Here is a 20,579-nt window from a genome sequence, read left to right as displayed (position 1 = left end):
AACGATGTTAAGCAGATAACAAAACAAAGGAAGGCAGCCACTTAGGCGGAGCCTTCCTTTGTTTTACTTTCTGTCTTATCTTCTGTTTGTTCTTCTGCTTTTTGTTCCGTCTGTGGCTTCGGATTAATCTGAGTGTGGTAGACCCATAGGGCATATTCCATAGGTTTGGTGATGGCACGACGATAGGTTTCTTTTTCGCCAATGCGTGAAAATACCTCGCGAGCCGGCTTCGGGTTGACCTCAAGCACGTAGATATGACCGTCCTTATTAATTGCCAAATCGAGCGCAAGCTCACATAATGCCCCATAGCTTTCTTCCAGATATGCAGCAATGTCCAGTCCGAGCTTTTCCCCTTGCTTGATGATTTTCTCTCTGTGGCCTTCATCACGAATCCATTGCGTCAGCAATTGCTTCATCGGTACTGCCTTGCCTCCGCCATGCAGGTTGGAAGTGACACTCCGATGTGCACCGATGCGCCCGGCACATCCCGTTAGCTCCCATACTCCCTGGCTATTTTTCTGTACCAGCATACGGTAATCATGGACCCTGCCATTCGGCAACTGCACAGGAATGCCTTCCTGAACAATATAGTTATCCATGTTCCAGCTGCTCAGACGCGGCTCCAGACGATCCAGACGTACCCGTTGCTGGGGAATAATATGGCGCTTGCGATTGCGTCCCTCAATCAGATACAGGCCACTCTGCTTGTTAACAGGCTCAATGCGTAAAATGCCGCGGCCTCCTGTGCCGTTAATTGGCTTGAGGTATACTAGTGAATTCTGTTTGAGCATTCGCTTTACACTATGAAATCCATCGAACGGCTCTGTTGCAGGCAGATGGGGGCGAAAGGCAGCCTTTCTCGCAAGCTGCTGATGAATGGCCCATTTATTGCTCAGCGGTCGGTTTAAATAAACAAGGTCTGTATACTGCAATCGGAATTTCTTTAATTGACGATACCGCTCACTGCGCTGCACTCGGCAGCGGTCGAAAATCATATCCGGAAATTCTCGCCATTTTCGAGTCCATTTACCGCTATGTGGATCATAAATTTGGGCAAGGAGCAGTCTGCGATCCTTATGGACATCCGCAGGAGTGAATACATACATATCCAGCCCCAGCCTTTTGCCTTCTGCGATCATGCGTTCATATATGTCACGTTCCTCCAGTTGCTTCTTACTGTTCAAATACAAAGTCATGATGCCTAGGACAGGTTTTGGCACAGCATTCCACCTTCCTCTGCCGTCTGCTCATCTTCGGACAACTCCCCACAAAATATCAGCGTGGGCTTTCCCGTCGGTCCAGTCGTCATTTCATGCGCAATAAGTCCAGCGCCGAAACAGGTTTTGAGACTGGCCATATTGTCGGTGGCTACGCTGCACGTCAGACGGCGCAGCTGTTGGAGCTGGGCGGACAGCAGTCTAGCGCCCAGTCTGCGGCCCCGGTAAAGCGGACGAACAATCACGATGCAAGCATCTTTCCCATAATTCAGAGCGAGGGAAAATCCCGCAATCCGTAGCCCCTTCTCCGTGCGCACATATGCGCACAGGAGGGAGGAGCCAGGGGTGTTCAATTGCTCCGGCGTTAAAACAGCCAACTGCCGCAGAGCATTGCGAGTAATGCGCATGCCGCCCGAACTGCGAGCCAGAAACAGCAACTGTCGTCGTCTCAGTACCCAACTCCGGGCAGGCAAATGTTGAACATCGCTAATTTGCGGCATGATTCCACTTCCTTGAGATTATTTCATTCGTTCGGCCAAAAAGGAGCTGTATTGAAATATACGTCTAAGTGATTTTTGACGGATTTCGGGCTCGTCGAATTTCATCGGTTTGGCATTGGCTTCAAAAAACCAGAGGGTCCCGAGTGTGTCTACGCCCAAATCCATAGACATTTCACCGTGAGAAAGACCGGATGCGCGTTCAATTTGACGTGCAATCTGAATGGCCGTACTTTTAACCTTATCCAGCAAATCTGTGCTGTCCTCAGGTCCAAAGATTGAGGATAGCAGCTTGAACGGATCCTCCACACTTCCCCCACGCGGAACATGTGTTGTAATACTTCCCTTACCCGCTAGTCTGGCGCCTACTCCGGTAATGCTCCATGCGCCACGGGCATTTTTTTGCACCAGAAGCCGCAAATCGAAGGGCTTTTTCTGATAGGTTGCCAGATCGATACCCTGCTGAATGATATAAGGCGAGTTGCCTGTTTCTCGGCGAATACGTCCCCATAACCGAGACAAGGATACAGATCGGTAGGTTATGCTTTTTTTGTCATGTTGAATGGTCAATCTGTATGCCATCAGATGCTCAGGGTTGAATCTGAGAATCATAATTCCCTTTCCGGCTTTACCGTTTTCCGGTTTGAGATACAGGTATGGATATGCAGACAGCATTTTTCCTAAGGAAGACAGGTTGCTCAACCGTTTGGTAATTGGAACAAGCTGACGAGTGGATTCCGAGGTACGGAGCCATTTGAACAGTTCCCATTTGTTAAAAAAGCCCGGATTGTACAGCTCAACACCTGAGGCATGTGAAATTTCATCCAGCTTTGCGCGCACAGAAGTTTTAAGTTCATAATTACGGTTGGGGATACGATTATAAATGACCTGTGGAGATGGGAAATCTTGTTCCTCCCATATCTGTGAGTTTTTGTTGTAGATGTAGCCCTTCACTGTTTCATCTGCCAGCTTCAAGTCCCTGACAGTAACAATGTACACCTGATACCCCATGCGCGTTCCCGTTTCTAGAATATCCCTGAAGTTTCGCTGATTTCCCTTGAAAAATTGTTCATCGTCGTGCACTGTCAATACAGCAACAACTGGTTTTTGCTCCGCCCGGGTATTCATAGTTCCTCTTTTCTGCGGAATTTACTGAGGTAAAGACAGTGGTCCAAAATATGCTCCACGGATGCTTTACCCTCCGCACGCAACGATGGATGCTGAAAAATGGATCGACCTGGCTTAGAATTGGCTTCAAACATCCATACCTTTTCATCCTGATCAATGCCCAGGTCGAATCCGATTTCACCCAGTAGATGCTGGTGGTGATATTCAATGGCTTCTGCTAGCGTAACTGCTACATTCTTGGCACGTTGAAGCACTTCACCCGCTCGGTCTCCGAATACCCGACCGAGCGCTTGCTCGGGTGTCATCAGGGAACCGCCGTTTTTGATATGAGTCGTGACACTGCCACGTCCGGCTTTTTTGGCTCCAATGCCAACGACGACCCATTGGTTATTGCCGTCTTTGTGCATATGAAACCGGAAATCAATCGGGCAATTATCAATCTCGATCAGCTGAATGCCCTGCTGAATGACGTAGCCTTTTAGCGTCTGTCCCTTATTGGAGTGAAGCATCCGCAGCATGGAGTTAAAAGTGGTAAACCGCAGCAGTACATTGCTATTTTTCTTCCGATACCTCACATAGTATCCTTGCTTGGGGACATAGGACAGACGATAGATTCCTTTGCCCAGACTGCCGCTACTTGGCTTATAATAAGCAAATTGATGCCGCTCCAGCATACCTCGGATACGTTCAGAGCTGGGATTCATATAGGATTCAGGGACATAACGGTTAACCTCTGGATTATTTTCTAGCAGATGATAGATATCGGATTTATTGAAAAAGCTCCAGTTAAAGAAAGGAATTCGTTTGCGGGAAAAGCGTTCGCGTAGTTGATTAATCGCTGGGGAAAAATCTGAGCGGCGGCTCGGCAAACGATTATAAATTACGTCCGGCAGAGGTACGAGTTTACGTGTAAACTCCCCGCTGGATGACAGGAAATAGCCGTTAATCGTATCATTTTGCCAGTTGATATCCCGTGGGGTGAAGGCAAAAATATAAGATTTTTTGCTGCCTTCCTTCAAAAGTTGTTTAATAAAGCCTGTGCGTGATCCGAAAGGGCGGGTGGTGGAGTTAGTAGCATCAGACAATACTCCAATCAACGGTCCAAGCTGAACATCTCCGTCCAGATTCCGCAAATAAATAGACCCGCTTTTGGGAACACGGATTGCGTTGCGCAAGCCGGAGGTCAAGTATAGATGACGTCCCGCCTTCTGAATGGGTTTTACTGTTGCGGGAATCTGATCCTTGCCAAGTCGCAGACGAATGGACTTGGCTCCAGATAACTTAAGGCTTTTCAACAAGGCAGTGGATATATACGCCACCTTGTCGGGCTGCTGTGAGAAATGCACATTGCAATGCGTTAAACTCATCTGTTTATCCTCCTATACCGTATGTTCAAGGGAGGCGCCCGCGCCCTTTGGCCCTGTCGCTTTGGAATGGGTCATTAAATATCGAGCATATTCGAGCGGGCGGTTGACCGACCGAAAAGCGCACTCTGGCTGACGAGTCTGAAAAAAGGAGGCCCGGCCAGGGCGGGAATTAACCTCCAACAGCCAGATATTCCCGCTCCGGTCAATACCATAATCAATTCCCAACTCGCCAAGGCGGCCATAGCGTTCCTCCAACGCCCCGGCAATGGTCAAGGACAGCTCTATCATCTGTCCGATGATGAGACGTGTGCTGTCCACACCAAATTGTTCACGAAGGTAAGGCTCTGCCGGATGGGCTTCGCCCCCACCGTGCAGATTGGAAGTCAGAGTTCCTTTTCTGCCTTCCCTCACGGCAAAGCCCGTCAGGCGCCAACAGCCGTTGCCGTCCTTTTGCATGAGCGCGCGAACATCAAAGGGATGATTGCTTTGGCTTGTTAATTTCAAATAAGGCTGCACGATATAGGCGCGTTTGTGTGCAATACCGTCAATCCATGACAATCCTGCATCCAATTCAGTAAACAAGCGACGGAACGGGCGGTTTTGGGAGTTCCTGCCTTGTACGTACAGTCCCTGCCCTCCTTCCGCCAGCCGGAGATACAGCGTGCCCTTGCCATGTGTTCCGGACTGTGGTTTCATAAATAGCTCCGAATGGCGTTGCAGCCACTCCACAAGCTGGGTCGTATCCCGGTATGGGGCCGTAGGCGGTACAAAGGGCCGTACTTTATCTACCGTATGCAGAGCGCGATACACCTGCCATTTGCCTGGCAAGTTACGCGACCAGTAGATGAGCTTGCGCGACTTTTGCTCCGCTATGTCTCCCAGTGTGCGCTTGACATTCTGGCTCTCATGGATATGGAGACAGCGGTTATAAATAATATCCGGCAAGGGAAAGCGGCCAAATGTCCATACTCCAGCACGATAAACATAACCCCGTATGGAATGATCTTCAGGTGAAACTCCTTCGGCGGTAAACGCCATTACGCTAATACCAGAGCGCTTGCCCAACAAGCTTAGCCTGCGGCAGAAGTCGGCTTCGGTAATAGGGGGAGTAGCGTCCTGCTTTCGGCTAACAAGCACGCCCAGCATGCCTGGCATAACAAGAGACACCGACAACAGCTCCTTTGGCAGCCGGACTCTGGAAGAGATGGATTCATTTGAATCCGGCTGAATAACAGCAATATTCAATCATTTTTTTTACGGACGGGCGGGTTTTCTGATCGTTTAACGGCGTATTGTCATTTTTTGATGGTTTGGAATTGACCTCCAGCAACCAGATACGCCCCGTGCTGTCAATCGCCAAATCAATACCAAATTCCGCGAAATGGGCGGGAATTGCCTTTTCTACTCCGCTTGCGATATCCAGTGCTGCTGTTTTAAGAGAGGTAAGACCATTCGATTTAACAGTTGCGGGCAGCGTGGTTTTGGCCAGTGCTTCCTTGACTGTACTGAGCGTACCGCCTCTTGCCAGATTGGATACAAAGTGGCTGCCTCCGGCGATCCGAGCGACAATGGATGTTACGGTCCAGGTTCCAGACGCATTTTTTTGTACAAGCGCGCGAAAATCGACCGGACGTTTACCGTGATCAATCAAGGTAAGACCCTGTTGCAGCTGAAAGCGTGTTGATTTCATTTTTCCCGCTAAGCTTTTGTACAGTTTATCGACATTGGCGTACGTTTGCTTTCGGGGTGTGCCTGCTGTCGTGGATAGCACTGAAAAGGTACCATCGGTTTGCTTGTTAATGCGCATGATGCCTTTACCAAGGCTTCCGCGCACGGGTTTGAGAAAAACAGAGGGATACTGGGTGCACATTTTTTTGAAAACGGCAAAGGTTTGCAGCAAGTGGGACTCGGGTAAATACTTGCGTAGGGAAGAATTCGATTTGAGTGCATCAAACACTTCATTCTTATCCAAAAACTTTTCATTAAAAAAGGCTGTGCCGTACTGCGATTTTACTTCTTTCATGAAATGCTGTACGCTAGTTCTGTTCTCGAGTTTACGGGAGGTAAGCCGGTTATTGACGACATCGCCGGCAGGCATGACCGTCTTTTTCCAGCCTCCGTCATACACCCATCCCTGAACTCGCCCGGGCTGACTTCCGATATGCTCCGGGGTGAAGAAATACACATATGCTCCTTGTCTGCGGCATTCCCCGACTAGTTCACGGCAGAACAGGGTGATCGACCCGAAAGGCTTGTCGGGTTGTTCGGGATAATCCCGACTAACCAGCACGCTAATAAGTGGGCCCACTCGAAGTGTCCGGCGGCCTCGGCTGTAGGTTACTCGCAGATTACAACTGTCATGACTGGCATGAAGCCCCATTTTTCGGGCCAGTACGCTTCCCACGCGTAGACCGCTGTATCGGGGTACCGATATGACGGTAACCTCTTGGCGGAACGAACCGAAGGCGAGCTGAACGGGGTGGCCTGCGGATATTTTCCATTTGCGAAGCAGGGACTCGCCGACCATGAGTACGTCATCCTGCAAGATGCCCGATCCGATGATTTGAATCGTTGTTTTTTTGATGGACATCGTGGATCTCCTTCCGGGCAGCAACTTGATGTCTTGAAAGTAACGGGAAACGTGAATGGGCTGTAATAGCACTGATTCATCATATGAGGACATATATACCTTGGTGATTGACGGACAATGTGAAATGTTGACACAAAACTTGTAATGGAGGAATGAACAATCATGAATATCTATGACAAAGCCCATGATTTAGCAAAAGCATTGAAAGAAAGCAAAGAGGTAGAGGAAATTACGTCAGCGATGAAGCTGATTGAAACGGATCCAGAAGCCAAGAAAATGCTCGACGATTTCCGTGAACGCCAAATGGAAGTGCAACAGCGGATGATGAGCGGCGATATGCCAGCACAGGAAGAGATGGAAAAGATGGAAAAAATGTTCGAGGTACTCAGCTTGAACCTCAACATCCGTCGTCTGTTCGACGCTGAACGTCGCTTGAGCGTGATTATTGAGGACGTAAATAAGATTATTGCGGACAGTCTTCAACATTTGTACGGTTCGTCTCTGTAAGTTTGTCTCATATTCCTTCCTGTCCTCTCATAGACTAGATACATAGAGTCACAGGGAGAGGAAGGGATACGATTGGGTTCATTTAAAAAATGGAAACACGGTTTGTACACACTGATTGCATTGGCTATGGTATTGGTCGCATTACCACGCATCTCGTTGGCAGGTGGTTTGAATTGGGTCAACGGCTTTGGGATGGTATGGGTACTTTTTGCGTTGCTTGTCATCGGAGCGAACCTGCATTTTTTGCTGGGTGTAGATGAGGAAAAGCGTAAAACGCTGGAGCGTGTGCGACGGGCCAAAATGCAGCAGTGGCAGATGAAATGGGATAATAAAGCTGACAAAGGCAATATGTTGTAAGTGTTTCTAGTACGAAGCGGTCTCTTGTAACAAGGGACCGCTTTTTTGTTATTTTCAAAGCAAAGATATCCTAATAACAAGGGTCTAAAACAAAGGGGTTTTGTGGTATAATAGATACAGAATGATACAGATTGAACGTTGGGGGTGTAACAGAGTTGGACGGGCTAGATGAAACAGTTACGAAGCATGAGCAGCTATTGCGTCATATCGAGCAGTTAAAAATAGGCTCCAAAATTTCTGTACGCAGGTTGGCTAAAGAAATGAGCGTTAGCGAAGGCACGGCTTATCGGGCTGTGAAAGAAGCAGAGAATTTGGGAATTGTCATTACCAAGGAACGGATCGGAACAGTACGAGTGGAGAAGCGTCCACGCGGCTTGTCTGAGCAGCTGACCTTTGCGGATGTTGTGAATATTGTAGAGGGACATGTGCTGGGCGGAAGCGAGGGGCTCGAGAAGCCGCTGCACAAGTATGTGATTGGGGCGATGCGTGAGGAAGCCATGGCTCGTTATATTGACGCAGGCAGTTTGCTGATCGTAGGTAACCGAGAGGATGCGCATTCGCTTGCATTAGAGCAAGGAGCAGGTGTGCTGATTACAGGGGGGTTCGGTACGAGTCGGGAGGTTAAGCAGCTTGCAGACCAGATCAGTCTGCCGATTATTTCCTCGCGTCATGATACATTTACCGTGGCTTCTATGATTAATAGGGCGATATTTGACCGCTTGATCAAAAAGAAAATTATGTTGATTGAAGACATTGCGGCCAGCAAACCGAAGACGCTGACCTTGAAAATCAACAGCACGCTGACCGAATTTGAAGAGCTATCAGCGACCACGGGATATCATCATTTTGCCATAGTGGATGAATGGAATCGTTTAATTGGTATCGTCAGCCGTAAAGATGTGGAAGGACTTCAACCTGAGCATACGATGGATAAATGTATGATCCGTAACCCAATTACGGTCACCTACCAGACCTCGCTGGCTTCTGCTGCTCAAATGATGGCATGGGAAGGTGTAGATTACTTGCCGGTCGTGGACCGCAACCGTAAGCTGCTCGGGTCCGTTACACGGCGTGAGGTGCTGGAGGCGCTGCGTAACGCCCAAAAGCAGCCACAACTTGGCGAGACGTTCGACCAGCTGATCTGGAACGGTTTTGCTGAGGAGCGTAATGAGGACGGATCATTATTTTTTCGCGGCTTTATCATTCCACAGATGGCTACCAATTTAGGGACGATCTCGGAAGGCGTACTGGTCAACGTGATGACACAAGCGGGCTACCGGGCAGCTAGAGATATGAGCGGCAAGGATTATGTGCTGGATAATTTGACAACTTATTTTATTCGACCAGTACAGATTGAGGATGCTGTCGTTCTTCGTCCTTTACTGCTTGAGATGAGTCGCCGCACCTGCAAGCTAGAAATTGCGATTTCTCGGGAAAATCATTTGGTGTGCAAAGCAGTGATGACGCTTCAATCCATTGAACATGGTTAATCCACCTCTGGATTGGAGCAGAAGATGGAGTTAAATAGATCGACTTAGTGGCTTTGAGGCAGTCTTTCTTTGGCCTCCAGCCAGATTTGCAGCACACCTTCCATTACAAGCATCGTTTTGACCTGGATAGTATACTCCTTGTCACGAACGGTGTATTTTTTTTGGTGCAGCAACATACGTACCAGCTTGCTGTCAGAGTCAATCTCAAACATATCTCTGCCGCGCAGCACCTCCAGATCACGACTGACGCGGCGAAGAAGCTCTTTCAGATTAATAGAGTCAATTTTTTCAGCCGTGGCTTCCTCCGCAATCAGCTTGATTTCTTTGATGACGGTTTGGCGCTTGCTGTATTTACGTAATGTTTTGTTGTCCTCTTCAGCTTGCTGGAGCTGGAATTGAAGGTCCTGGTTGTTCATCCACAGCTGATTGAAGCTCGCATGCCAGATGGCATTGTAGATCAATCCTCCCGTAATCATACCGAGTACAAAAACGGAGGATAATTGCATAAAAGGGCGCAGGCGCTCAAAGGGAGGGACTCTCATAGTCGTTTCACCTCACGGCCGTCCGTTGCCGCATACCCACTTGACCAGCTCTGCACCCATATGAGCGCCTAAAAAGGCGAAAATCAAATACAATATCTGCTTAATGGCAGGTGACAAATTACCATCCAACATATTGCTCTCAATGACCCGGATCGGGTCCATCGTTCCTCCCACAGCGGCGGCAAGCGCCCATATTTTAATCCTTCCTGCAACCTCCAGCATCGTCTGGGTAGGCGGCTGAAGCGATACTACAGCTCCCATTCCGCCGAGCATGGCTCCTCCGAGCACGATGCCGAAGGCAATGAAGAAGTCGAGAATCGCTTTGGATATAAAAGTGCTCATGCTCTTTTCCTCCTTGGGTATACGAATCAGGACCGCGCTTGTCCGCCCGGGTCTGTACTTTTATTCTATGGGCGCTACTAACGTGGATATGATAAAATAGTTTGAAGAAAATCAAGCGGTGAAGGGAAGAGAAGCGCATGAGTTCATTTGTGCATTTGCATGTTCACAGCGAGTACAGCCTGCTGGACGGCGCGGCTCGTACCGCGGAATTGGTCAAACAGGCATCAGCTTATGGAATGGAGGCGCTGGCTCTTACAGATCATGGGGTCATGTACGGTGCCATTCCTTTTTATAGAGCATGTGTAGAGAACGGCATTAAGCCGATTATCGGGTGTGAGGCTTATATGACGGCAGGATCGCGCAAGGAGCGTGGCAGCCGGAAGGATCAGCCCATATATCATTTAATTTTGCTCGCCAAAAATAAAACAGGCTATCAAAATTTGATGAAGTTGTGCTCCATTGGCCATTTGGAGGGTTTTCACTATAAGCCGCGCATCGATATGGATGCTTTGGCTGCCCATCATGAAGGCATCATATGCTTGAGCGCTTGCTTGGGCGGTGAAGTGCCGCAGCATTTGCTGCATGGTCGGGAAGCCGAAGCACGACGTGCGGCCGAACGATACCGTAGCATTTTTGGCGAAGATTTTTATCTGGAGCTTCAGGATCATGGTCTGTCGGAGCAAAAACGCGTAAATCCTCAATTGATCGCATTGGCGAAGGAACTGGATATTCCGCTAGTGGCGACGAATGACGTGCATTACTTAACCGAGCCGGATGCTGATGTCCAGGACGTTCTGATTTGTATCGGGACAGGGAAGACAGTTGACGATGAGGAGCGCTTGCGTATACCAACACGTCAGTTGTATCTGAAAAGTCAAGAGGACATGGCTCGTTTATTTCCACATGTAGCAGAAGCCATTGCTAATACGGTGCGTATTGCTGAAAAATGCGAGCTGGAGCTGGAATTCGGCCAATCGATTTTGCCTGAATATCGCCCGCTGCCAGAGGACATGACATCTTCGTCCTATTTGCGTAGTCTGTGTATGCAAGGGCTAGAGCGTCGCTACGGAGGCGATCCTGTATGGGAGCAGCCGGAGGAGCGGGAAAGACTGGACCAGCGGCTAAACTACGAATTAAATACGATTGACAGTATGGGCTTCAGCGATTATTTCTTGATTGTATGGGATTTTATTGCTTTTGCTCATAAGCATAAGATTGCAACCGGTCCGGGACGGGGTTCCTCCGCTGGTAGTTTGGTCGCCTATGTGCTTAATATCACGAATGTCGATCCGATAAAATACAATCTGCTCTTTGAACGGTTTCTGAACCCTGAACGGATCAGCATGCCAGATATAGATATTGATTTTAGCGATGAACGTCGTGACGAGGTTATCGACTATGTAGTACAGAAGTACGGAAATGAGCATGTTGCGCAAATTATTACCTTTGGGACATTAGCGGCAAGAGCCGCAGTCCGTGACGTCGGCCGTGTATTGAATGTGCCGTATGGTGAGGTGGACAAGGCGGCCAAGTTGATCCCGGCGCAGCTCGGTATTAATATCCGGCATGCGCTGGAGATTACCCCTGAGCTGAAGGCTCTGTATGAAACGAAGCCCAAGACACGTGAACTGCTGGATATGGCGATCAAAGTAGAAGGAATGCCTCGCCATGCTTCGACACATGCGGCGGGTGTTGTCATCTCGCGGACTCCATTGACCGATGCGGTTCCGCTGCAAGAGGGAAGCGAAGGGGTTCCTTTAACGCAGTACTCAATGGAAAATCTGGAGCGCATCGGTTTGTTGAAAATGGATTTTCTTGGACTGCGTACGCTCTCCATTATTGAACGGTGCATGCGCTGGGTTGCGGAGCAGCATGGAGAAACACCTGACTTTAGCCGTATTCCCGACGATGACCCGCATACCTATGACTTGCTGGGCAAAGGGGATACAGGGGGCGTGTTCCAGCTGGAGTCGGCCGGTATACGCCGGGTACTCAAGGATTTGAAACCGAGTGTTTTCGAGGATATCATTTCTGTCCTGGCTTTGTATCGTCCGGGCCCAATGGGTTTTATTCCCAACTTTATACAGGCTAAGCACGGACAGATTGAGGTTTCTTATCCGCATCCTGATCTTGAACCGATCTTAAAGGATACGTACGGTATTATTGTGTATCAGGAACAAATCATGCAGATTGCATCGCGCATGGCTGGCTTTTCCTTGGGAGAGGCCGATCTGCTGCGCCGCGCGGTGTCTAAGAAAAAACGCGAGGTGCTGGATCTGGAGCGTGGTCATTTTGTCGAAGGCAGTATTAAACAGGGGTACACAGAGGAGGAAGCCGGCAGGGTTTACGATATGATTGTCCGTTTTGCTGACTACGGTTTTCCGCGTGCCCATGCAGCTGCTTATGGTGTGCTAGCATTCCAGACGGCTTATCTTAAGGCCCATTATCCAGTACAATTCATGGCTTCCATGCTGACGGCCGTCATGGGAAGTCATCGAAAAGTGGCTGAATATGTCGTCGAATGCCGTCGTATGGATATCGCAGTGTTGCCGCCTGATGTGAATGAGAGTGGGGTGCTGTTTACCCCATTACAGCAGGGTGATATCCGCTTTGGACTGGCTGCCATTAAAAATGTCGGCACACAAGCAATGGAAAGCATTCTTGCTGTTCGTAAGGAACGCCCTTTCGACAGCTTGCTCGATTTTTGTCGACGCGTTGATTTGAGGGTGTGTAATAAGAGAGTGATTGAATCGCTCATTCAGGCAGGGGCATTTGATTCATTGACAGGCCATCGGGCACAGTTGCTTGCCATGCTGGATGAAACGGTGGATGCAGCTGCCAAATGGCGCAAGGAACGTGACGATTTGCAAATTGATATGTTTGGCTTTGTAGAAATGCCTAATTGGGATATTGAATACCCCAATGTACCTCCATTTAGTACCAGCCAGCAATTAGAGCTGGAACGCGAACTGCTGGGACTGTATTTGTCTGGGCATCCGCTAGATGATTTTGAGTCGCTGCTGGAAAGCAGCCAAGCGGATCGTCTGATGGAGCTGAGCGAAGTGCCAGATGAAACAGTTATTGTAACCGCAGGCATGGTGGTGTCACTCAAGACGATTACGACCAAGCAGGGAAAGGCCATGGCCTTCATTGAGCTGGAGGATCAGATTGAGCGCTGTGAGGTTGTGCTGTTTCCTGAGGTATGGAAGCGAAGCCAGCAGTGGATTGAAAAGGGTGCCTTGCTTGCACTACGTGCCAAGATGCAGCAGCAGGACGAGCACTTCAAGCTCCTTGCGGATGAGGCAGCCCCGCTGGCGGAAGACGCGTTGGCAAGGCTTCTTCAGCGCCGGCGTACCGGCGCACGTTCGTCCGCAGCAGCTGGAACATCCGTGTCAGCTGCTGGCAGTCCGGGCGGGAGAGCGCCGCGTACGTCGCCCTTGCCTTCAGCAGCCGCTCCATCAGCTTCGCCGCAGCAGAAGGCGGCTCGTCCCGTAGCGGCCCCCTCACAACGCGGAGGCGAAGCGGCTCACGGTGAGCAGGTGCCTTCCCCGCGCGGCTCGGAAGCGTCCGCCCGTCAGCGGGTGTTTGTCAAAATCACCCGCCAGGCCGAGGAGGACGCCAGCTTGCTGGTCAGCCTCAAGGCATTGCTACAGGAGCATCCCGGTGCTGTGCCTACCGTACTTTTTTACGAGAGCAACCAGCGTCTGCTGGCGTTGAGTGATGCTTACAGCATTAAGCCTTCTCCTCAGCTTTTTGATCGAATGGAGTCGATGCTAGGTGAAGGCACCGTGAAAGTCAAATGACAGACACACAGCAACCCGCCCTTATTGTAACGGTTTAATGAACATTTTCCTTCCCTTTCGCATACACTTGGAAAACTGGCGGAACAGGAGATTCAACACGTGTCCTGCACCATTAGGTCCCGCACGGTGGAAGAATTAGAACTGCATGGTGAAAGCGGGAGGGAAATTATGTCCTATGAATATGCAGAAACCTTGTTAAATCGCAGAGGCATTCGGATCGAGTCCATTGCGGACATTGTTTTTCAGCTTCAGCTAAAATATTATCCTCATTTGACTATGGAAGAATGTGTAGAAAGTGTCAAAGCGGTTTTGCAAAAGCGAGAGGTACAATATACACTGCTGACAGGCATTGCACTCGATGAGCTGGCCGAAAAAAAACTTCTTCCCCAGCCACTTCAAGCCATTATGGAGGCAGACGAACCGCTGTATGGAGTGGACGAGACAATGGCTCTTGGCATTACGAGCGTGTACGGCATGATTGGCTTGACCAGTTTTGGCTATCTGGATAAAGAAAAGATTGGAATTATCGATAAGCTGAACCAAAAAGGCAGTGGTATTCATGTGTTTTTAGACGATCTTGTCGCCGGATTGGCTGCCGCCGCTTCTTCGCGTATTGCCCATCGGAGCCTTCATGCCAAGCATTATCCTGCATCATTGGATGTTTAATTGGCCTGAATAAACAGAATTAATGATTATCTAGGCCCTCCGACGGAACTTGAATGATCAGGAGGGCTTTTGTTGCGGGAAAAAAGTAAGGTATGTTATCATGAGTCTATTATATGGGCTCAAAACTTGAGGCTTAGGGGGTAGAAACAAGGCATGTGGACGGTGATATATATTGCACCGACGGCCAGACTGGCTGACATGATTAAGCTCAAACTGTCTGAAGAAGGTTTTATGGTGCAGACCCGGGCCATCAGTGCATCCAAGCAACAGTTTGAGATACTTGTGCCTTCGGGTGAAGTCGAAGAAATACAGGAAGTGCTTAATTCGATTTTGCGCCCTTGAGTCCGGAACGGCGGAAGTGATACAGCAGCATGAATGGAACAAAGGATGCACGATCGGCGGTAATGTTGTATTAACAGGCGTTGACGTGTGTATGAACATAATGCTTAGAGGTGCCGCATCGACGGCAGAGGACCTTGTATCGGTTACGGCTGACAAATAAACGGCTGGAGAGGTGTAGTTGTGTTTAAAGATTTATTCCAAAAGAAGCGTAAATACGCGACCATCCCTTCGGAACGGGCGCTGAGCGGCGATCAAGCGGACATGCCGGATCGTCCCAAACGGGAAATTCCCGAAGGTCTTATGACCAAATGTGGCAAGTGTGGAAGTATTCAATACAGCAAAGAGTTGGAGAAAAATTTGAAAGTGTGTCCGGTGTGCGGATACCATATGCGTTTGAATGCAATGGATCGCATTCGCATGGTGCTCGACGAAGACACGTTTACGGAATATGATGCCGATATGATTTCGGTTGATCCGCTGGACTTTCCGGGATATGCAAGTAAGTTGGAGCAACAGACCCTGAAATCTGGCCTGCGCGAGGCTGTCGTTACGGGCGACGGCCTTATTCATGGGCATCCTGTTGTCGTAGCGGTGATGAGCTTTGACTTTTTTACAGGCAGTATGGGCTCGGTCGTAGGAGAGAAAATTACGCGTGCCATTGAGCAGGCGATTGACAAGCGCTTGCCGCTTATCATCTTCTCCACATCCGGTGGGGCACGTATGCAGGAAAGTATTCTGAGTCTGATGCAGATGGCCAAAACAAGCGCTGCTCTCGCTCGTCTGGACGAGCAGGGATTGCTCTATATTTCTGTGATCACTGATCCGACTACAGGTGGAGTCTCCGCCAGCTTTGCTATGCTTGGAGATATTATTATTGCAGAGCCAGGTGCTGTATTTGGTTTTGCAGGTCGCATTGTAATTGAGCAAACGATCAGACAGAAGCTGCCGGATGATTTCCAAACTTCCGAATTTAATTTGCAGCACGGACAATTGGATATGGTTGTACATCGCAAGGAACTGCGTGATACCCTTGGGCAATTGCTTGATCTGCACAGTGTGAAAGGGGAGGAATAAATGGCTGGCGAATTGCCTTATGAAAAGCCCCTGGTCGAGATGCGACAGAAGATCGAAGAACTTAAGCAATTCGGACAGGACAAGCAAATTGATTTTACAGATGAAATTAACCGTCTGGAAGAACGTTATCTCCAGATGGAAGAAGAAATATACACGAACATTACAGCATCGCAAAAGATGCATCTGGCTCGTCATCATCAAAGACCAACGTCCCTTGATTTGATCGAGCAGGTGTTTACAGATTTTATTGAATTGCATGGCGACCGCTTGTTCGGAGACGATCTGGCGGTTGTGGGCGGGATTGCCAAGCTAAATGGTATTCCGGTGACCGTCATTGGTCAGCAACGTGGTAAGGATACGAAAGATAACATTGCACGCTTTTTTGGTAGTGCTCATCCGGAAGGATTCCGTAAAGGCTTGCGGCTGATGCAGCAGGCTGAAAAATTTAAGCGTCCTATTATTACATTTATTGATACGAAGGGCGCTTATCCGGGTAATACAGCAGAGGAGAGAGGTCAATCGGAAGCGATTGCCCGCAATTTGCGGGAGATGGCAAAGCTTTCGGTGCCTGTTATTTGTGTGGTCATCGGCGAGGGTGGAAGCGGCGGTGCGCTTGCGTTTGCAGTGGGTAACCGTGTGCTGATGCTGGAACACGCCATTTATTCGGCCATTTCTCCGAACGGCGCAGCCTCGATTCTATGGAAAGATGCTTCTAAGGCAGATCAGGCAGCTGAAGCGATGAAGATCACCGCTAATGACCTCCTGCGCATGGAGATTATCGAGGATATCGTGCCAGAGCCGAAAGGGGGCGCACATCGTAACTATGAAGTGACTGCTGCCGCAATCAAGGAGTTATTAGAACGTCATTTGGCAGACCTTACGAATATGAGCTGCGATGAATTGAGAGAAGACAGGTATCAAAAATTCCGGAAAATAGGACAATATACTTTCTTAAAACCTTCGGAATCTGAACCTATGTTGTAATACGCTGGAAACGGGTAACAATAAATATGACGAACTTCCTATACAAATAGGAAAAAGTGTAGTAGATTTAATTGTTGGAAAAAGATATAAAGAGTAGCACCTTTGAAAACGGAGGAAAAACCCAAATGCGCAAAACTAAGATTGTATGTACCATCGGTCCTTCCAGTGAATCATTGGAAAATGTGAAGAAACTGATTATGGCTGGTATGAACGTAGCCCGCCTGAATTTCTCTCACGGTGATTTCGAGGAGCATGGCAACCGGATTAAAAACATCCGTCAAGCTTGTAAGGAGCTTAACAAAAATGTTGCTATTTTGCTCGATACGAAGGGGCCGGAAATCCGGACAGGAAAGCTCGAAGTTGAACCTATTGAGCTTGTTCAGGACGAGTTCATTACGCTGACAACGGAAGAAATTCTCGGTACGCAAGATCGTATCTCCATTACGTACAAGGATCTTCCCTCGGACGTGGAGCCCGGCTCCACCATTCTGATCGACGATGGTCTGATCGGACTCACCGTTATTGAAGTATCAGGCACTGAAATCAAATGCCGCATTGTCAATGGCGGAACGATCAAAAGCAAGAAGGGCGTTAACGTTCCAGGCGTTGCTATTTCATTGCCTGGTATTACGGAGAAAGATGCGAATGATATCATTTTCGGTATTGAGCAGGACATTGATTTCATCGCGGCTTCTTTTGTTCGTAAAGCAAGTGATGTACAGGAAATTCGTGAATTGCTGGCGAAGCACAACGCAAGCCACATTCAAATCATCTCCAAAATAGAAAATCAGCAAGGTGTTGACAACCTGGATGAAATTTTGGAAGCTTCGGATGGTCTGATGGTTGCCCGTGGTGACCTCGGTGTGGAAATTCCTGCTGAAGAAGTGCCTTTGGCGCAAAAATTGATGATTAACAAATGTAATGTAGCTGGCAAGCCTGTTATTACAGCAACACAAATGCTGGATTCCATGCAACGTAACCCGCGTCCGACTCGTGCGGAAGCAAGTGACGTAGCCAATGCTATTTTTGACGGAACAGATGCAATTATGCTGTCCGGCGAAACAGCTGCGGGTAAATATCCGGTAGAATCTGTATTGACCATGTCACGTATTGCTGAAAAAGCTGAGTCTTCTCTGAACTACCGCGATTTGTTCAAAAAACAAAGAACGGCTCAAGAAATTAGTATTACAGAAGCAATCAGCCAATCCGTTTCTATTTCTGCACTTGACCTGCATGCCAAAGCAATCCTGACGTCCACGCAAAGCGGAACAACGGCGCGTATGATCTCTAAATACCGTCCAGAAGCTCCGATTGTCGCTGTGACAACACAGGAAAGAACAGTTCGCCGTTTGGCTCTGATCTGGGGCGTACATGCAGTACAAGGCAGACCCATCGTTGACACAACAGACAGTCTGTTTGACAATGCTCTGGAAGGTGGCCGCAAATCTGGCCTCGTTAAAGAGGGCGATTTGGTTGTGATTACAGCGGGCGTACCTCTTGGTGATTCCGGTTCCACGAACCTGATCAAAATTAGCTGCGTACCAGCACAAGCGTAATTGTAGTCCCCGCAAAGTAATACAGGGATGGCATTTACTCGTTACAATAAGTAAAAGAGCATTCAGGTCCATAAGACCTGAATGCTTTTTTTTGTTAACTAGTTCTTATTCCTTCTCGTCGTATAAAATCAAGGAATGCCTGTTGCATCATGTTCCTATGTGTATCTTGTTGATACACGATGTTTATTTGATAATAGCGCTTTTTTTTGTCAGCTTCGGGAAAAGGAAGCCATTCCACCGAGGGGAAAGTATGATCCTCGCTACGAACTCCGCAGGCAGGAAAGAAGGCAAGCGCGTCACCGCCACTTACCACTTGCTTTACTGCTTCCCAAGAGTTGATTTCCAGATGGGATTTAATTAGCGAAGAATAGGAATCTACAACGGATGCCCCGCTATATTTTACCCATATGTGCTTATCCAGCGTATCGAGCCCATTGATGTCCAGTGACTTGGATGTCTCTGCCGATGCAGAGCGGATAATCCCCACCTGATCTGAAGCCACTGGTTCTGCCACCGTATTCTCCAGAAGAGATTCTCCATCGTCGAGAAAAGCAAAATCAATATCTCCCTCTTTCAGTAGCTGCTTGATTACATCCGGAGATTGAATCTCTAACTGAATACGCCATTCTGGATATTGTTGTGCAAATTCAGCCATGATAGTTGGGAGAAGATACATGCCTGAAATCGACTCTGCGCCCAGATGTAAGAGGCTCTGAGATTCTTCTGTCTGTTCATCTACAGCTTGTCGGGCCTCTTGCTCAAGAGAGAGAATCTGCTTTGCGTAAGGCAACATTTTTTTACCAGCCTCGGTTAGCATAATTCTGCCTTGTTGGAGAGAGAACAGAGTCGCACCCATTTCCTTTTCCAGACTTTTCATATGAAAGCTGACGGTGGGCTGTTTGATTTGTAAAGTTTCGGCCACCTCCGTCGCTTTATGGTATTTATCGATCAGCACTAAGATGCGCAATTTTAAAATATTCATAGAATCGAACAACTCTCCTTACTTGATATTTATGCGTGAATTTAAACTATAGATTAATTATATACCGAAAAATAATTTATCTATCAATATTTTATATTTGTTTTACAAAACCTAGTCGTTCGTCTAACATTCCGGGCCTACAATGTAAAAGTGTTGATGGTCATAAATAAAAAACCGTCACTTAACTAAGGGGAGGACAATAAAAAATGTTGAAAAAATGGCCGTTCATTCTGATGACTCTCACCATGGTATTTGCACTTGCAGCTTGCGGATCCGGTAACAATGCTGCACCACAAGGAGACGCTGCTGCAGGAACAGACAATAAAGCAGCTGCTGAACTGACAGGTAACATTCTGGCTGTTGGCTCCACTGCACTTCAACCATTGGTAGAGCAAGCGGGACAAAAATTTATGGCTGTCGATAAATATAAAGGCATTGCGGTTCAAGTGCAGGGTGGCGGTAGCGGTACTGGCTTGACCCAAGTTTCCGGTGGACAAGCGGATATCGGTAACTCTGACGTATTTGCAAAGGAAAAACTGGAGAGCGGCGCAGAAGAGCTGGTCGATCACCAAGTAGCTGTTGTAGCTATGTCAGCGGTAGCGAATCCTAAAGTAGGCGTAACAGACCTGAAAAAAGATCAACTGGTACAAATCTTCACAGGTAAAATTACGAACTGGAAAGAAGTTGGCGGTGCAGATCAAAAAATCGTGATCGTGAACCGTCCAAGTAGCTCCGGTACTCGTGCAACCTTTGAAAAATACGCGCTGGGACAAAAAACAGAAGATCTGCCAGGCTCCATTCAGGAAGATTCCTCTGGTACTGTGAAAAAGCTGATTGCTGAAACACCTGGTGCGATTGGTTACCTGGCTCTGTCCTACATCGACAACACAGTTACTGCTTTGAAGTACGACGGTGTGGAAGCTAACGTTGAAAATGTAGAACAAGGTAAATATCCAGTGTGGGCATATGAGCATATGTACACTAAAGGTGAGCCAAAAGAACATGTAAAAGCATTCCTGGACTATATTCTGTCTGATGAAATCCAAAAAGCAGACGTTGTAGACCTGGGATACATCCCGGTATCAGGTATGCAAGTGAAACGTGATGCTGACGGTAATATCACGAAATAAGGAGA

At 48.2% G+C, this 20,579-nt stretch carries 19 protein-coding genes; 10 read left to right on the top strand and 9 right to left on the bottom strand.

The annotated features are described in order from the left end of the window. Positions 1 to 41: 41 nt before the first annotated feature. Genes G9G57_RS19705 through G9G57_RS19680 form a run of 6 tightly spaced genes read right to left on the bottom strand, consistent with a single transcriptional unit; the run spans position 42 to position 6,799 of the window. Positions 42 to 1,220: a YheC/YheD family endospore coat-associated protein gene (locus G9G57_RS19705; protein ID WP_017425919.1), complete on the bottom strand. Its 1,179-nt coding sequence runs from the start codon at positions 1,218 to 1,220 to the stop codon at positions 42 to 44. Next, positions 1,202 to 1,717, bottom strand: coding sequence for a GNAT family N-acetyltransferase (locus G9G57_RS19700; protein WP_016819607.1), 516 nt, complete (start codon positions 1,715 to 1,717; stop codon positions 1,202 to 1,204). Before G9G57_RS19700 ends, G9G57_RS19705 begins: the two co-directional genes overlap by 19 nt. An 18-nt stretch (positions 1,718 to 1,735) precedes the next feature. Continuing rightward, positions 1,736 to 2,842 carry a YheC/YheD family endospore coat-associated protein gene (locus tag G9G57_RS19695; RefSeq protein ID WP_017425918.1) on the bottom strand — a complete coding sequence of 369 codons (1,107 nt, stop codon included), beginning with the start codon at positions 2,840 to 2,842 and terminating at the stop codon, positions 1,736 to 1,738. Continuing rightward, positions 2,839 to 4,209: a YheC/YheD family endospore coat-associated protein gene (locus G9G57_RS19690; RefSeq protein ID WP_016819609.1), complete on the bottom strand. Its 1,371-nt coding sequence runs from the start codon at positions 4,207 to 4,209 to the stop codon at positions 2,839 to 2,841. Before G9G57_RS19690 ends, G9G57_RS19695 begins: the two co-directional genes overlap by 4 nt. Positions 4,210 to 4,221: 12 nt before the next feature. Continuing rightward, entirely contained in the window at positions 4,222 to 5,376 is a 1,155-nt protein-coding gene (locus G9G57_RS19685; RefSeq protein WP_017425917.1) for a YheC/YheD family endospore coat-associated protein, read from the bottom strand. 43 nt (positions 5,377 to 5,419) lie between these two features. After that, positions 5,420 to 6,799, bottom strand: coding sequence for a YheC/YheD family endospore coat-associated protein (locus G9G57_RS19680; protein ID WP_016819611.1), 1,380 nt, complete (start codon positions 6,797 to 6,799; stop codon positions 5,420 to 5,422). A gap of 162 nt (positions 6,800 to 6,961) precedes the next feature. Between G9G57_RS19680 and G9G57_RS19675 the strand changes: the two genes are divergently transcribed. From G9G57_RS19675 to G9G57_RS19665, 3 genes are all read left to right on the top strand, one after another. Beyond that, complete coding sequence (locus G9G57_RS19675; protein ID WP_016819612.1) at positions 6,962 to 7,306, top strand: YlbF family regulator; 345 nt, start codon at positions 6,962 to 6,964, stop codon at positions 7,304 to 7,306. A 72-nt stretch (positions 7,307 to 7,378) separates the two neighbouring features. Further along, the gene (locus G9G57_RS19670; RefSeq protein ID WP_039276954.1) at positions 7,379 to 7,663 is read left to right on the top strand and encodes a hypothetical protein; all 285 of its coding nucleotides are present in this window, start codon (positions 7,379 to 7,381) and stop codon (positions 7,661 to 7,663) included. 155 nt (positions 7,664 to 7,818) lie between these two features. Continuing rightward, positions 7,819 to 9,153 (top strand): DRTGG domain-containing protein, encoded by a 1,335-nt coding sequence (locus G9G57_RS19665; protein ID WP_013370334.1) that lies wholly within the window; start codon positions 7,819 to 7,821, stop codon positions 9,151 to 9,153. A 44-nt stretch (positions 9,154 to 9,197) separates the two neighbouring features. Here G9G57_RS19665 and G9G57_RS19660 read toward each other — a convergent pair whose 3' ends face one another. After that, complete coding sequence (locus G9G57_RS19660; RefSeq protein ID WP_016819615.1) at positions 9,198 to 9,695, bottom strand: hypothetical protein; 498 nt, start codon at positions 9,693 to 9,695, stop codon at positions 9,198 to 9,200. Positions 9,696 to 9,707: 12 nt separating this feature from the next. Further along, positions 9,708 to 10,037 carry a YtrH family sporulation protein gene (locus G9G57_RS19655; RefSeq protein ID WP_013309582.1) on the bottom strand — a complete coding sequence of 110 codons (330 nt, stop codon included), beginning with the start codon at positions 10,035 to 10,037 and terminating at the stop codon, positions 9,708 to 9,710. A gap of 137 nt (positions 10,038 to 10,174) precedes the next feature. Here G9G57_RS19655 and G9G57_RS19650 point away from each other — a divergent pair, with 137 nt between their 5' ends. From G9G57_RS19650 to pyk, 6 genes are all read left to right on the top strand, one after another. After that, complete coding sequence (locus G9G57_RS19650) at positions 10,175 to 13,840, top strand: DNA polymerase III subunit alpha (RefSeq protein WP_164965444.1); 3,666 nt, start codon at positions 10,175 to 10,177, stop codon at positions 13,838 to 13,840. Between the two features lie 168 nt (positions 13,841 to 14,008). Beyond that, on the top strand, positions 14,009 to 14,506 hold the full coding sequence (locus G9G57_RS19645; protein ID WP_025364511.1) for a phosphatidylglycerophosphatase A family protein: 498 nt from the start codon (positions 14,009 to 14,011) through the stop codon (positions 14,504 to 14,506). Positions 14,507 to 14,659: 153 nt separating this feature from the next. Continuing rightward, complete coding sequence (locus G9G57_RS19640; protein WP_007429680.1) at positions 14,660 to 14,848, top strand: hypothetical protein; 189 nt, start codon at positions 14,660 to 14,662, stop codon at positions 14,846 to 14,848. A 180-nt stretch (positions 14,849 to 15,028) separates the two neighbouring features. Beyond that, positions 15,029 to 15,922 carry an acetyl-CoA carboxylase, carboxyltransferase subunit beta gene (accD, locus tag G9G57_RS19635; protein WP_016819618.1) on the top strand — a complete coding sequence of 298 codons (894 nt, stop codon included), beginning with the start codon at positions 15,029 to 15,031 and terminating at the stop codon, positions 15,920 to 15,922. Beyond that, on the top strand, positions 15,923 to 16,906 hold the full coding sequence (locus G9G57_RS19630) for an acetyl-CoA carboxylase carboxyltransferase subunit alpha (protein ID WP_016819619.1): 984 nt from the start codon (positions 15,923 to 15,925) through the stop codon (positions 16,904 to 16,906). Positions 16,907 to 17,031: 125 nt separating this feature from the next. Then, positions 17,032 to 18,462 (top strand): pyruvate kinase, encoded by a 1,431-nt coding sequence (gene pyk / locus G9G57_RS19625; RefSeq protein WP_016819620.1) that lies wholly within the window; start codon positions 17,032 to 17,034, stop codon positions 18,460 to 18,462. A 94-nt stretch (positions 18,463 to 18,556) separates the two neighbouring features. Here the strand turns inward: pyk and G9G57_RS19620 are convergent, their stop codons facing one another. After that, the gene (locus tag G9G57_RS19620; protein WP_117289740.1) at positions 18,557 to 19,444 is read right to left on the bottom strand and encodes a LysR family transcriptional regulator; all 888 of its coding nucleotides are present in this window, start codon (positions 19,442 to 19,444) and stop codon (positions 18,557 to 18,559) included. Positions 19,445 to 19,650: 206 nt separating this feature from the next. Between G9G57_RS19620 and G9G57_RS19615 the strand changes: the two genes are divergently transcribed. Next, complete coding sequence (locus G9G57_RS19615) at positions 19,651 to 20,574, top strand: phosphate ABC transporter substrate-binding protein (protein WP_016819622.1); 924 nt, start codon at positions 19,651 to 19,653, stop codon at positions 20,572 to 20,574. The last annotated feature ends 5 nt before the right edge of the window (positions 20,575 to 20,579 follow it).

This window comes from Paenibacillus sp. EKM211P, from assembly GCF_011066175.1.
In the GTDB taxonomy this organism is placed as follows: Bacteria; Bacillota; Bacilli; order Paenibacillales; family Paenibacillaceae; genus Paenibacillus; species Paenibacillus polymyxa.
This window is presented reverse-complemented; position numbering and strand designations above follow the sequence as displayed.